Origin of the sequence: Bartonella vinsonii subsp. arupensis OK-94-513, from assembly GCF_000278235.1 — a bacterium.
Classification (GTDB): domain Bacteria; phylum Pseudomonadota; class Alphaproteobacteria; order Rhizobiales; family Rhizobiaceae; genus Bartonella; species Bartonella arupensis.
In genome coordinates, this window is record NZ_JH725038.1 from 333,461 (window position 1) to 346,667 (window position 13,207).

At 38.9% G+C, this 13,207-nt stretch carries 14 protein-coding genes; 7 read left to right on the forward strand and 7 right to left on the reverse strand.

What is annotated here, in order from left to right; all coding sequences use genetic code 11:
- Window positions 1-44: 44 nt before the first annotated feature.
- From ME1_RS06575 to rpsF, 7 genes are all read right to left on the reverse strand, one after another.
- Window positions 45-614, reverse strand: a complete 570-nt coding sequence (locus ME1_RS06575) for a CvpA family protein (protein ID WP_004864800.1) — start codon at window positions 612-614, stop codon at window positions 45-47.
- A gap of 122 nt (window positions 615-736) precedes the next feature.
- A complete protein-coding gene (gene radA, locus ME1_RS06580) occupies window positions 737-2,131 on the reverse strand; it encodes a DNA repair protein RadA (RefSeq protein WP_004864802.1) in 1,395 nt (464 codons plus the stop codon).
- A gap of 5 nt (window positions 2,132-2,136) precedes the next feature.
- Complete coding sequence (locus ME1_RS06585) at window positions 2,137-3,627, reverse strand: replicative DNA helicase (RefSeq protein WP_035008932.1); 1,491 nt, start codon at window positions 3,625-3,627, stop codon at window positions 2,137-2,139.
- 639 nt (window positions 3,628-4,266) lie between these two features.
- Window positions 4,267-4,863, reverse strand: a complete 597-nt coding sequence (gene rplI, locus ME1_RS06590; protein WP_004864805.1) for a 50S ribosomal protein L9 — start codon at window positions 4,861-4,863, stop codon at window positions 4,267-4,269.
- 25 nt (window positions 4,864-4,888) lie between these two features.
- Window positions 4,889-5,869 carry a hypothetical protein gene (locus ME1_RS06595; protein WP_004864806.1) on the reverse strand — a complete coding sequence of 327 codons (981 nt, stop codon included), beginning with the start codon at window positions 5,867-5,869 and terminating at the stop codon, window positions 4,889-4,891.
- Window positions 5,870-6,018: 149 nt separating this feature from the next.
- Window positions 6,019-6,267, reverse strand: coding sequence for a 30S ribosomal protein S18 (gene rpsR, locus ME1_RS06600; protein ID WP_004864808.1), 249 nt, complete (start codon window positions 6,265-6,267; stop codon window positions 6,019-6,021).
- Complete coding sequence (rpsF, locus tag ME1_RS06605) at window positions 6,267-6,665, reverse strand: 30S ribosomal protein S6 (RefSeq protein ID WP_004864810.1); 399 nt, start codon at window positions 6,663-6,665, stop codon at window positions 6,267-6,269. The genes rpsR and rpsF overlap by 1 nt, the downstream gene beginning before the upstream one ends.
- 355 nt (window positions 6,666-7,020) lie before the next feature.
- Here rpsF and ME1_RS06610 point away from each other — a divergent pair, with 355 nt between their 5' ends.
- The 7 genes from ME1_RS06610 (at window position 7,021) to gmk (ending at window position 13,197) form a co-directional block, all read left to right on the forward strand.
- Window positions 7,021-7,608, forward strand: coding sequence for an undecaprenyl-diphosphatase (locus ME1_RS06610; RefSeq protein ID WP_035008889.1), 588 nt, complete (start codon window positions 7,021-7,023; stop codon window positions 7,606-7,608).
- Between the two features lie 76 nt (window positions 7,609-7,684).
- Window positions 7,685-8,629: an ACP S-malonyltransferase gene (gene fabD / locus ME1_RS06615; protein WP_004864814.1), complete on the forward strand. Its 945-nt coding sequence runs from the start codon at window positions 7,685-7,687 to the stop codon at window positions 8,627-8,629.
- A gap of 18 nt (window positions 8,630-8,647) precedes the next feature.
- Window positions 8,648-9,385, forward strand: a complete 738-nt coding sequence (fabG, locus tag ME1_RS06620) for a 3-oxoacyl-[acyl-carrier-protein] reductase (protein ID WP_004864816.1) — start codon at window positions 8,648-8,650, stop codon at window positions 9,383-9,385.
- A gap of 258 nt (window positions 9,386-9,643) precedes the next feature.
- Window positions 9,644-9,880, forward strand: a complete 237-nt coding sequence (locus ME1_RS06625) for an acyl carrier protein (protein ID WP_004864818.1) — start codon at window positions 9,644-9,646, stop codon at window positions 9,878-9,880.
- Window positions 9,881-9,981: 101 nt separating this feature from the next.
- Window positions 9,982-11,244: a beta-ketoacyl-ACP synthase II gene (fabF, locus tag ME1_RS06630; RefSeq protein ID WP_004864821.1), complete on the forward strand. Its 1,263-nt coding sequence runs from the start codon at window positions 9,982-9,984 to the stop codon at window positions 11,242-11,244.
- Window positions 11,245-11,355: 111 nt separating this feature from the next.
- On the forward strand, window positions 11,356-12,462 hold the full coding sequence (mltG, locus tag ME1_RS06635; RefSeq protein WP_004864823.1) for an endolytic transglycosylase MltG: 1,107 nt from the start codon (window positions 11,356-11,358) through the stop codon (window positions 12,460-12,462).
- A 66-nt stretch (window positions 12,463-12,528) separates the two neighbouring features.
- Window positions 12,529-13,197, forward strand: a complete 669-nt coding sequence (gene gmk, locus ME1_RS06640; RefSeq protein ID WP_004864825.1) for a guanylate kinase — start codon at window positions 12,529-12,531, stop codon at window positions 13,195-13,197.
- The last annotated feature ends 10 nt before the right edge of the window (window positions 13,198-13,207 follow it).

The window sequence follows — 13,207 nt, forward strand, 5'->3', positions numbered from 1 at the left end:
ATATGTTATTGTGATTTTTTTCCCATAACAAATTATTCCCCATTTTATCGAATTGCTTTTTCATGAGAATGGTTATCCTGTGTATGCGCATCGTCTTTTTTAAACATTTTTTCTGCTTTTTCGAGGACAATATCGAGATTTTTAGGAAGTATTTTTAAAACTTTTTGTCCCCATGAATCTAAGATAGGTTTTGTTGTTGCATTTTTTAACCAGTTAGCTTGGTTTTCAGGTTTAATAAGCGCATTAATAAGGAGCATGCCAATGACCATGATGAATAATCCTCGGAGTGCTCCAAAAACAAAACCGATAGTGCGGTCAAGGATACCAATTCGACTATCAATAATAAAATCAGAGATTTTCATTGTAATGATTGAAGTAATAATAAGAACAACAATAAAAATCGTGACCAATGTTGTGATCAATGCAATCATTTTATTAGAAAGATATTGCTCAAAGAAGGGCAAGAAAGGTTTGAATAAAAACAGTGTAGCAACAGCTGCTATTGCCCAAGAAACCAATGATAGCACCTCGCGTGAAAACCCTCGGAGCATAGCGAGAAAAGCGGACAACAGGATGATTGCTACGACAATTCCATCAAGGACTGTTATGATCATTTGTTTGTTCCTTATACATAAATTTGTGTTTTTTTTAAATGAGTATACATACATTTCTAGTTATGCCATTTTTATTCTTATAGCAGGGATCTTTTATATTTTGTAGAGTTTTTTCTATATTATCACGCGTGTGGTGCCGGAAGTTTTCTACCAGTAGTAATAGCGGCAACCAGTTCAGGCAGGTCAGAGAATGTTTTTTGTTGAAAATTGAGCGTTTTCATCATTTCATTTGTTGTAATAGGTTGAAAAGCGCCTTGAAAGCCAAGTTTTTTTGCTTCATTGATGCGTTGTGCTGAATGTGCAACAGCGCGAGTAGCTCCTGAAAGGCTAATTTCACCAAAATAGACATAATCCGTTGGAAGAGGAATGTTTGCGAGAGAAGAAACCAAAGCTGCTGCAACGGCTAAATCAGCTGCTGGCTCTGTTATGCGATATCCACCTGCAACGTTAAGATAGACATCATGTTGTCCAAAGCGAACACCGCAATGAGCCTCTAGAACAGCAAGAATCATTGAAAGGCGATTTCCATCCCATCCCACAACAGCTCGTCGTGGTGTTCCAAGGGAAGAGGGAGCAACAAGCGCTTGAATTTCTACTAATATGGGGCGTGTTCCTTCCATTCCTGCAAAAACAGCCGCACCTGGTGCTTTTTCATTTCGTTCACCTAAAAAAAGTTCGGATGGATTAATAACTTCTCTTAATCCCTTATCAGACATTTCAAAAACACCAATTTCATCAGTTGGTCCGAAGCGGTTTTTTACAGTTCTAAGGATTCGATAATGATGTCCGCCTTCACCTTCAAAATAAAGAACAGCATCAACCATATGTTCAACAACACGGGGACCAGCAATTTGTCCATCTTTGGTAACATGTCCGACAAGAACGACAGCTGCTCCTGTTTTTTTTGCAAAACGGATCATTGCTTGAGCCCCGATGCGCACTTGTGTGACAGTTCCTGGTGATGAATCGGCAGTATCTGACCATAGGGTTTGAATGGAATCAATAATAACCAGATCAAGGTTTTTATGCTCATTTAAGGTGGCAAGAATATCTTCAACATTTGTTTCAGCAGCGAGTTTTACCTCTGTATTGGCTGCATCAAGCCTTTGAGCACGTAAACAGATTTGTGCAACTGCTTCTTCGCCTGAAACATAGATAACATTATGTCCTTTTCGCGATAAAGCAGCTGCTGTTTGTGTCAACAATGTTGATTTTCCAATTCCTGGGTCTCCACCAACAAGGAGCGCTGATCCACGGACAAAGCCGCCACCGGTAACACGATCAAGCTCAGCAATGCCAGAATGGATACGTGGAGCATCTTTAAGATCTCCAGAAAGAGACGTTAGAGCGACAATACGCCCCTTACGGATATTTTGCGTAGGGCCACCGCCAATGCCACTATTTTCATTTTCTTCGATAAGGGAGTTCCATTCTCCACAAGAATTACATTTTCCAGCCCAACGTGAATGGATGGTTCCACAATTTTGGCAGATAAACTGAATGCGGCTGCGTGCCATGTGATTTACCCAATTTGTTCTGGAAGATAATCACTGTCTGCTAGATCGCTAAAACGTGTGAAATCAGACTGAAAGGCAAGATGAACAGTTCCTGTTGGTCCATGGCGTTGTTTTGCAACAATAACGTCAGCTTTCCCAAAAGCTTTGTCCATTGTATTTTGCCACTTTTCATATTCAAGAGTGCCTATCTTTGGTTCTTCATTTTTGAGATAATATTCTTCACGATAGACAAAAAGCACGATGTCGGCATCTTGCTCAATAGAACCAGATTCACGTAAATCTGAAAGTTGTGGGCGTTTATCTGTTCGATTTTCGACCTGGCGCGAAAGCTGTGAGAGAGCAATGATGGGAATATTCAGTTCTTTTGCTAATGCTTTTAGTCCTGTGGTAATTTCTGTAATCTCTTGAACACGATTTTCAGATGAACGCCTTGAATTGCTTGTCATGAGCTGGATATAATCAATGATCAAAACATCCAAACCATGTTGCCTCTTGAGACGACGTGCACGGGCAGCCAGTTGTGTGATTGATATACCACCAGTCTGATCTATATAAAGCGGAGCTTTTTGTAAGTGATTCATTGCACGGATGATTTTAGAAAATTGTTCTTCTGAAATATTCCCTCTTCGGATATCGGAAGAAGAAACCTCTGTTTGTTCGGAAATAATACGGGTTGCAAGCTGTTCTGATGACATTTCCAGCGAGAAGAAACCAACAATGCCTCCCTCATTTTCTTGTGTTTTAGAATCACGATTCCAAGCATTGGCAATATTAAAAGCAATATTGGTAGCAAGTGAAGTTTTCCCCATACCAGGGCGTCCAGCAAGGATAATGAGGTCAGATGCTTGTAATCCTCCCATTTTTTCATCAAGTGTTTTGATATGTGTAGCTATCCCTGATAACTGTGAGGAGCGCTTTTTAGCAGCACTTGCCATGTCGATAGCTTTTTTGACAGCTTCATTAAAATTCTCAAATCCTCCCCCATATTTTCCTTTTTCTGCCAATTCAAATAAATGTTGTTCAACAGTTTCAATTTGTTTGGATGGCGTAAGCTCTACGGGAGCATCAAAGGCTGTATTAACAACTTGAGTTCCAAGATTAATTAAGGACCGTCGGATAAAAAGATCATAGATGACTCGTCCATAATCTTCGGTATTAATAATTGTCACAGCTTCTTTTGCTAAACGAACGACATAAGTGTATACATTGATATCTCCAATTTTTTCATCAGCTGGAATAAAGGGCTTGATGGTCACTGGATCTGCAACTTTTCCTTTTTCAATAAGGTGAGACAAAACAGCGTAGATTTTTTGATGTAAGGGTTCAAAAAAATGATCTGGTTTCAGAAAATCTGCAACACGATCATGAGCATCATTGTTGATGAGGAGTGCTCCAAGCAATGCTTGTTCAGCTTCAATATTATGCGGAAGTTGCTGGAAAGAAGGGGAATCTTCTTTTTGTGAAGAGCTAAAATTAACGACGCTTGTTTCTTCCATAACAGTTTTTTCCACTAAAATTTTGCGTTTAGCTACTTTAGAAAATCGATCGAGCATTGTACATAAAAAGGGTAGAGGACCAAATCTTCATTTTAAGTTAAAATCATATTTTTAATTTTTTAGGTTCTCTTTAATTTCTAGTTTATCATCTGTGTATAGTTTATATACAATCTATTCCTTTAATTTTATTTTAAATACAAAAATTTTCCAAATTACACTTTTTGTATTTTAAAAAGTACAAAGCACTATCTGCAGTATTTTTGATATTATGGGCTGCTAAAGTTTTAATGCTGCTATAAGTAAAATTACTTTTCTTTATGTTTGAATTATTTCAAATGAGATGGGCAATATAACCAATTCCCCCCTTTATGCGAAGTGCACTCTTTTTAAAAAGCAGAGGCTTAAAAAGTTGCTTTTATTTTAATAAAACAACATATGGCAATGTTTTTTCTGACTGTGTTTTATAAAGTGTGTGATTTTCTCTACACACTACGCTGAAGACGGTCTTTTCCATAAGAATTCAGTTTTTACGACAACACAACAAGGCCTTTAGCCTTTTAGGCTAAAGGCCCTATAACATATCAATGTTATTAAACGACGGAAAAAGAAAAAATGTAAGACGGATAGTAAAAACGGCCGTTAAGCTTCTTCGTTAGTATTGTTTGCATCATTATCGTTCATTCCTTCTGTTGATGGTTCTTCCTGATTTTCTTCTAATGATTCTTTTTGAATATCATAGATTGCTTCAGCAGAGGTTAGAGTTTCACCTTCTGCTTGGCGTTGTGCTTCACTGGCTGAACGTGCAACATTAATGATCACAGAAATTTGAACTTCAGGGTGTAAGCTCAGTGTGATGGTATGAAGACCGATCGTTTTTATTGGATGATTCAACTCAATCTGATTGCGTCCAATAGAGAATCCTTCATTTGTTATGATTTCAGAAATATCACGTGTTGATACAGATCCATAAAGTTGCCCCGTTTCACCAGCTGAACGAACAGCAATAAACGATTGACCATCAAGTTTTTCAGCAATTTTTTGTGCTTCGCTTTTGCGTTCAAGATTACGCGCTTCGAGTTGTGCACGTTGTATTTCAAAATGTCTTTTATTCGCTTCATTAGCGCGTAAGGCTTTGCCTTGAGGTAAGAGGAAGTTACGTGCATAACCATCTTTAACCGAGACAATATCACCCATTTGACCAAGACGAGGAATACGCTCAAGTAGAATAATATCCATAGTTTTTCCTTTCGAACAAATAAATTTAGTAAAGTTTTTTGCGTGATTGAAAATTGTATTGAATAGCTGCCCAAATACCCATTAAAAGCATCATGAAAGAAATAGGTGGAGCAAAAACGACGGTTAAAATAGCAATATAAACAAGAGAGAGTATAATAGCGCGACCATTGATCCCTTTTGTAATATTGTGAAGGTATGCTAGTCCACTGATTGATATGACGACAGTATATGCAGAGCTAAAAGTACGCGTGCCCAAATCAACAGGAGCGCTCAATTCAATCATAGATGCTATGCAAATAAAAATGAAAATAATAATTCCAGAAAGAGGAAAACGAAGAGTTTTACTCCATTCATCACGAGGTCTTTTCAGCCACTTCATATGTTGAGCTGTTATCATCGAAAAATAAAGATTACCAATAAGAAAAATCAAGCTATAAATTGTCAGAGCAATAGCTGTAAAAGTTGCAGCATGGGTTGTTAAAAGCTCACTAAAAGCGAGTATATCAGCTTCTTTTAGTGACTGCGCCTTTTGCATAGCTTGTACGATATTTTCAGTAACTTTTTTTGCAATGAAGGGTGTGGATGGACGGGTTTGGACATAGAGTCCGATGAAGGTTGCTATAAGAGCGATAAAATTGGTTAAATGAAAAATAACCGATGATAATGGATACCATATCAGTGAATTTTCTTTTTGCACTGGTCGTGCAAGTCCAAGAAGCCAAGAAGCATAAACAGCAGGAAGGAAAAACAAGAGCATAAAGCCAAGAGCAGTATAGATATTAGTAGTTATGACAAGAACAACAGTAGCACTTATAAGAGCGATAAGGCTAGCTAATGTTCCTTGTCCAAATGCAACAATAAAAATTGGGAATGAAAGAAAGCAACCAAGAAGAAAAGAAAAATAGGGTGCGATATTCGCGACGCTAATAATTGCCATTCCTATGACAACAGAAAACAGGCCAGCTAAAACACCGGTTGTCATCTTGTAAAAACGAACATTTTTCATTTATCGCTGTCCTGCCTTAATTGCAGTTAGGGGCATCCCAATGCCTCAACTTTTAATATTTATCTGTATAGCTAGCAATCAGTTATTTTTCTGAAGCATATAAGAAAAGCGACTGGGGAAATTCCCCAGCTGCAAAGTTTACTGATAACTTACCTTATAACGTATGGAAGCAAACCTAGAAAACGAGCACGTTTGATGGCATTAGCCAATTCGCGCTGTTTTTTTTGACTGACGGCTGTAATCCTTGAAGGAACGATTTTCCCACGTTCCGAAATATAGCGCTGCAATAATTTGATATCTTTGTAATCAATTCTGGGGGCATTAGCACCTGAAAAAGGACATGTCTTGCGACGACGATGAAAAGGACGGCGTGTTGCAGTTTGATTCATATCACTCATCATTCTACTCCTTCCATGACATCTTCACGTTGACGGCGCACAGAGCGCGGACGTTCTTCATCATGACTATTACGATCAATGCGTGAGAGCATAGCAGACTTCTCTTTTTCATGTTTTTCTACGCGAATGGTCATATAACGCAAAATATCTTCATTAATGCGCATTTGGCGTTCAACTTCAGCAATTGCTGCAGCTGGAGCGTCGATGTTAATCAGTACATAATAAGCTTTACGATTTTTGCGAATACGATAAGCGAGGGAACGAAGCCCCCAATTTTCTACACGCCCAACCCTTCCACCGTGCGCTTCAATGACACCTTTGTAGACATTCAAAAGTTCATCAATTTGTTGCGGTGCAATGTCCTGTCGGGCAAGGAATATATGTTCATAAAGAGCCATTGCTTTGCCTTTCTTCAATTAAACTCTACCGGCTTCAGCGCAAAGCCTCTGCGACTTGTCTTTTTTGGAATTCCAAAGAAGAAAGGACGCGTTTACAATTCGAGACATTCGAGAGCGGAGACACAGGAGGTCGGAAACATTGCGCTTCCTACTGGTTACTTTCCAGTCCTCCGTTCAACCTCCAGCCAAAGTTCCGGTAACGAAAGTTTGACATTTACAGCTTATCTTTAAAAATAGCAAGTTTATGCATATAAAAAAATTAATTTATTGAATCTTGATATATTCTTATAGATTTCACTCTTTTTACAAAGAAAAGAGATGATGTTGCCAAGCTATCAATATGAAAGAAAGAAGAATGGATTTTTTAAACCGAATTGATGTCGCACTTTTTGAAATGTTTGCTGGCAGTCATCAATCTTGGTCAGTTTTGATTTTATGGAGTATTTTTTGTGCAAAGTTTTTGATTTATATTATTCCATTACATCTTTGTGCGTTGTGGTTTTTCGGTGAAGAGAGAGAAAGACGTGTAGCACTAAGCATTTGTGTAAGCATTTGTGCAGCTCTTTTCATAGGTTATCTTATTTCTCTTATTTATTTTCATCCACGTCCGTTTGTTGTAGGATTAACAACACCACTGATTAAGCATCGTGCAACCGCTTCTTTTCCGAGTAATCATGCCTTGACTCTTGCATCTTATATGGCAAGTCTTTATTTTTATCGGTACAAAGCAGCTTCTAAGTTTGCTGCAGTGTTTTTATGTTTGGTCTGTTGGGGACGTATCTTCGTTGGTGTACATTATCCTTTTGATATTTTAGCAGGTACAATTTTAGGCTGCCTTATCAGTTGGGGCGTTATTCAGTTTATGGCACCGTATTTTCCTAAGTTTTTATACCAAATTCCACCATTAAAGTATAACTTTAAGAGAGATATCCGTTCAAAATAAGGATCTTTATCTTGATTTGTGATGATGAATAAGATCAAAGGCAAATAATTTAACCGCATAATTTAGGAGTCGGGTAATGGTGGCAGCTTTTATTTTTCCAGGGCAGGGAAGTCAGCTTGTTGGTATGGGCAAAACGCTTGCAGAGCAATTTGTTGCAGCTCGGATGGTTTTTGAAGAAGTTGATGATGCTTTAGGTGAGAAATTATCAAATATCATTTTTGAAGGGCCAGCAGATGTTTTAACGTTAACAGCAAATGCTCAACCAGCCTTAATGTGCGTATCTATAGCTATTATTCGTGTGATGGAACAATTGGGGCTTGATATAGAATCAAAGATAAAATTTGTTGCAGGACATTCTTTGGGAGAATATTCAGCGCTTTGTGCTGCTGGTACATTTAGTCTTCGTGATACAGCAAGGCTCTTACGTATTCGTGGAAATGCCATGCAGGCTGCTGTTGCTGTTGGTGATGGCTCTATGGCAGCACTTATTGGATTGGATGAGCAAGATGTAGAAGAAATTTGTAAGATTGTTTCTGGAAAAGGAGTATGCCAGATTGCTAATGATAATGGGGGGGGGCAAATTGTTATCTCAGGTGGAGCGAAAGCGGTTGAGGCAGCGGTAGAGCTTGCGTCAAAAAAAGGTGCTAAACGTGCACTTCTTCTTCCTGTTTCGGCGCCTTTCCATTCATCCTTAATGCAGCCTGCTGCTGATGCCATGAAGAAAGCACTTTTGGCTGTTAAAAAGATGGCTCCTATTGTTCCTCTCATTGCCAATGTTTCTGTTATACCAGAAAGTGATCCAGAGCGTATTGTTATGCTTCTTGTTGAACAAGTAACAGGGAGAGTGAGATGGCGTGAAACGATAGAGTGGATCAGTGCGAATAGTGTTGATACACTTTTTGAAGTTGGTTCTGGAAAAGTATTAACAGGTTTAACGCGTCGTATTAATAAAGATGTAAAGGCATTAACAATTGGCACGGCTGAGGAAATAGAGACAGCACTACAGATGCTTGGCGTTTAATCTATAAGGAGTCAAAAAATGTTTAAATTAACAGGTCGTAAAGCTCTTGTGACGGGAGCATCGGGAGGGATTGGTGAGGCAATAGCACGTTGTTTTCATGCACAAGGGGCCATTGTTGGGCTTCATGGAACACGTGAAGACAAGCTTAAAGAAGTGGCTACAGATCTGGGGAAAGATGTTTTTGTATTTCCTGCTAATCTTTCTGAGCGTAAATCTATTAAGCAATTGGCTGAAGCAGCCGAAAGAGAAATGGGTGGTGTTGATATCCTCGTGAACAATGCAGGAATCACCCGAGATGGTCTTTTTATACGTATGCAGGATCAAGATTGGGATGATGTTTTAGCGGTCAATTTAACAGCTGCTTCTACTTTAACACGTGAATTAACACATTCTATGATGCGACGTCGCTATGGACGAATTATTAACATAACATCTATTGTTGGTGTTGTTGGAAATCCTGGACAAACGAACTATTGTGCTGCAAAGGCAGGTTTGATAGGTTTTTCGAAAGCATTGGCACAAGAAATCGCTTCACGAAACATCACGGTCAATTGTATTGCTCCAGGGTTCATTAAGTCAGCAATGACTGATAAGCTTAATGAAAAGCAAAAGGAAACTATTATGGCTGCAATTCCAATGAAGCGTATGGGGAGTGGAGAAGAAATAGCTTTTGCTGCTGTTTATCTAGCAAGCGATGAAGCAGCGTATGTGACAGGTCAAACACTACACATCAATGGTGGAATGGCAATGATTTAAGTATTTTTTCACATTGATTTATAAATTTTATTATTTTAGTAGTATCAAAAAAATGAAAAAATGTATTCTGTTTCCTTAATATAATCAGTTAATCAATTTATGTCGGAATGTCAGATTGGTTCATTTTGTAGGGGATATCCACAGGATGTTTTAAATTGTTGCTAAAATCTTGAGAGTAAATGCATCTATTGCTTGATTAGATGACGCGATATAGTTAACCAAATTATAGGAAAGTAATATAAATTCGAGGATTTCAACATGAGTGATACAGTAGAGCGCGTTAGGAAAATTATCGTGGAGCATCTTGGAGTTAATGCCGATAAGGTAGTAGAAAATGCGAGCTTTATCGATGATCTAGGAGCAGATAGCCTTGATACGGTTGAGCTCGTTATGGCTTTTGAAGAAGAATTTGGTGTAGAAATCCCAGATGAGGCCGCTGAAACGATTTTCACAGTTGGTGATGCAGTAAAGTTTATCGATAAAGCTTCTGCGTAATTCCTGAAAGGCAAAAGCACTTCACGCTTTTGCCTTTATTTTTGGGAGCTATTGGGGGAATAGAGCTTTGAGAGGTGAATCTCAATTCAAGGTTAGAGGTTATGAGACGTGTTGTTGTTACTGGTTTAGGATTGGTATCTCCATTAGCTGGTGATGTCGAATGGAGTTGGAAGCGTCTTCTTGAAGGGAAAAGTGGTGTTCGACGCATTACAGAATTTGATGTGTCTGATTTGCCATGCCAAATTGCTGCTCGTATCCCCCTAGGGGATGGAACAGATGGTACGTATAATGCTGATTTGTATATGGATCCCAAGGAACAGCGTAAGGTTGATGCATTTATTGTTTATGCAATGGCTGCTGCTGGCCAAGCACTTTCAGATGCTGAGTGGTTTCCTAAAAGTGATGAAGATCAGATTTCTACAGGTGTATTAATTGGCTCGGGTATTGGTGGCATTGAAGGTATTGTCGAGGCTGGTTATACGCTTCGTGATAAAGGGCCAAGGCGTGTTTCTCCTTTTTTTATTCCCGGACGTTTGATTAATCTTGCTTCTGGTTATGTCTCTATTAAGCATGGTTTGCGTGGTCCTAATCATTCGGTTGTAACAGCCTGTTCGACAGGTGCACATGCAATTGGTGATGCAGCACGTTTGATTGCATTGGGTGATGCAGATGTAATGGTGGCTGGGGGCACTGAATCTCCGATAAATCGAATCTCTCTTGCTGGTTTTTCTGCGTGTAGAGCTCTTTCTACTTGTCGCAATGATGATCCTGAACGAGCATCACGTCCTTATGATATTGATCGTGATGGTTTTGTGATGGGGGAAGGAGCTGCGATTGTTGTTTTAGAAGAGCTTGAACATGCAAAAAAACGGGGGGCACGTATTTATGCTGAGGTTATTGGCTATGGTTTATCTGGCGATGCTTATCATATTACTGCCCCTTCAGAGAGTGGTGAAGGCGCGCAGCGTAGTATGATGGCTGCTCTTAGGCGTGCACAAGTGGATGTAAGCGAACTTGATTATATTAATGCCCACGGAACTTCAACGATGGCTGATACCATAGAGTTGGCAGCTGTGGAACGCGTTTTAGGGCATTATTCGCCAAAGGTATCGATGTCATCAACAAAGTCATCAGTGGGGCACTTACTTGGGGCAGCTGGTGCTGCTGAAGCTATTTTTTGTGTTTTAGCTATACGAGATAGTATAGCTCCAGCAACACTTAATCTTGATAATCCATCCATTGAAACGAAAATTGACCTCGTCCCACATAAACCACGTGAACGAAAGATTGATACGATTCTTTCTAATTCTTTTGGGTTTGGCGGAACGAATGCATCTTTAGTCATGCGGCGTTTTGAGAAGTAATAATTACTTTATATTTGTTTTTCTGTTTTTGATTGTTCTATTTTATTATAAAACTTATAAAAGTTTTATAATAAAAGTTACAGTACTTAAAAATTGTTGAGGTTGATAATTGTGTCCGATGCGAAAAATGGAAAACCATTCAAGGACGTAAATGATTCCTCATCGAATCATTTAACAGATAATAATATGTTGGCACAGAAGAGACGAAAGAAATCGTTTATTGTACGCAACCCGTTGGTCATTCTCGGTCATTTTTTCCTCATGATGCTTGTGATTGTTATTTTAGGCATCAGTATCCCTCTTTATATTGGAAAAAGTATTTTTGAAGGAAAAGGGATGTTGGGGGAAGAACAAGTTGTTCTTATTTATCCGGGAACAGGAATTCGTGAAATTGCTTCACTGCTTGAAAAACGTAGACTTATTCGCTCATCTGACGTTTTTGTTTATGGAGTTGGTTATCATCAAAAAACGACACATCTTAAAGCTGGTGAATATTTAATTCCAGCGTATGCCTCGATGCGGGATATTATGGATATCCTTGTGAGAGGAAAATCTATTGAATATACGTTTACAGTGCCAGAAGGTTTGACGGTTCAACAAGTTTTTGATCGATTAGCTGCTCATGAAATTTTAATTGGGGATCTTCCAAAAGTTTTGCCTCCAGAGGGCAGTTTGATGACGGATACGGTTCGTTTTATTCGGGGAACAACACGTAAAGAAATCATAAACAGATTGCGTGAAGGACAGACAAAATTAATTCATGCTATATGGGCTACACGCTCACCTGATTTACCAATCAAATCTATTGATGAGTTTGTCATATTGGCATCGATTGTTGAGAAAGAGACAGGAATTGCAGCAGAAAGACCGCAGGTTGCAGCGGTTTTTTATAATCGCCTTGCAAAACACATGCGTCTTCAATCTGATCCAACGGTAATTTATGGTCTCTTTGGTGGAAAAGGAATGCCATCTGGTCGTGCAATTTACCGTTCAGATCTTGAGAAGGAAACACCATATAATACTTATAAAATTGATGGTTTGCCGCCAACGGCGATTGCAAATCCAGGTCGCGATTCTTTGAAAGCGGTGGCACATCCACCCAGCAGTGATGTGCTCTATTTTGTAGCTGATGGTTCGGGAGGGCATGTTTTTTCTAGAACTTTAGAAGAACATAATATAAATGTCCGCAAATGGCGTGCATTAAAGGCAAAACATTAACTTTTGAAGATTATAGAAAACGTATTATGGAAGTTTGAAAAACAGTTGAAAAAGTAGAGCAGTGTGATGACATTCTTTGAGGATAAGTTAAAGGAAAAAAAAAAAGGTCAACGCCGTGGCTTTTTATTTATTCTCTCTTCACCTTCAGGAGCTGGTAAATCAACCCTTTCTCAATTGCTTTTGAAAGATGGACAATTAGAGCTCTCCATAAGTATGACAACACGGCAAAGGCGTCCTAGTGAGGTAGATGGTCTTCATTATCATTTCATTTCAAAGAAAGAGTTTGAACGCAAGCGTGATGGTGATGAATTTATTGAATGGGCAGAAGTTCACGGGAATTATTACGGAACTTTACGTGAAAGTGTTGAAAACGTATTGAGCGCTGGCCGAGATATGTTATTCGATATTGATTATCAAGGCACTGAACAGCTTCAAAAAAAGATGCCAGAGGATACCGTATCTGTTTTCATTCTTCCACCATCAATGAAGGAGCTCATTTCGCGTTTGCATCGTCGAGCAGAAGATAGCCAAGATGTTATTAATTTACGATTGAGGAATGCACGAACGGAAATGCAGCATTGGCGTTCTTACGATTATGTTGTCATTAACAAGGATTTAAATCAGTCCCTGTCTCTTATTAAATCGATTTATTTAGCAGAAACAGTAAAACGCGAACGATGCTCCTTTCTTGAATCTTTTATTGATGGGCTTATTGCTGAAAAGGTTAATGAATGATCTCATTATT

What these genes read in the sequence shown, in the direction of transcription:
- rpsR (WP_004864808.1), bottom strand. Translation starts at nt 6,267, where the DNA reads ATGAGTGATATGAATCAAACTGCAACACGCCGTCCTTTTCATCGTCGT.
- gmk (WP_004864825.1), top strand. Translation starts at nt 12,529, where the DNA reads ATGACATTCTTTGAGGATAAGTTAAAGGAAAAAAAAAAAGGTCAACGC.
- fabG (WP_004864816.1), top strand. Translation starts at nt 8,648, where the DNA reads ATGTTTAAATTAACAGGTCGTAAAGCTCTTGTGACGGGAGCATCGGGA.
- ME1_RS06585 (WP_035008932.1), bottom strand. Translation starts at nt 3,627, where the DNA reads ATGGAAGAAACAAGCGTCGTTAATTTTAGCTCTTCACAAAAAGAAGAT.
- ME1_RS06575 (WP_004864800.1), bottom strand. Translation starts at nt 614, where the DNA reads ATGATCATAACAGTCCTTGATGGAATTGTCGTAGCAATCATCCTGTTG.
- ME1_RS06610 (WP_035008889.1), top strand. Translation starts at nt 7,021, where the DNA reads ATGGATTTTTTAAACCGAATTGATGTCGCACTTTTTGAAATGTTTGCT.
- fabF (WP_004864821.1), top strand. Translation starts at nt 9,982, where the DNA reads ATGAGACGTGTTGTTGTTACTGGTTTAGGATTGGTATCTCCATTAGCT.
- rpsF (WP_004864810.1), bottom strand. Translation starts at nt 6,665, where the DNA reads ATGGCTCTTTATGAACATATATTCCTTGCCCGACAGGACATTGCACCG.
- radA (WP_004864802.1), bottom strand. Translation starts at nt 2,131, where the DNA reads ATGGCACGCAGCCGCATTCAGTTTATCTGCCAAAATTGTGGAACCATC.
- fabD (WP_004864814.1), top strand. Translation starts at nt 7,685, where the DNA reads ATGGTGGCAGCTTTTATTTTTCCAGGGCAGGGAAGTCAGCTTGTTGGT.
- ME1_RS06625 (WP_004864818.1), top strand. Translation starts at nt 9,644, where the DNA reads ATGAGTGATACAGTAGAGCGCGTTAGGAAAATTATCGTGGAGCATCTT.
- rplI (WP_004864805.1), bottom strand. Translation starts at nt 4,863, where the DNA reads ATGGATATTATTCTACTTGAGCGTATTCCTCGTCTTGGTCAAATGGGT.
- ME1_RS06595 (WP_004864806.1), bottom strand. Translation starts at nt 5,869, where the DNA reads ATGAAAAATGTTCGTTTTTACAAGATGACAACCGGTGTTTTAGCTGGC.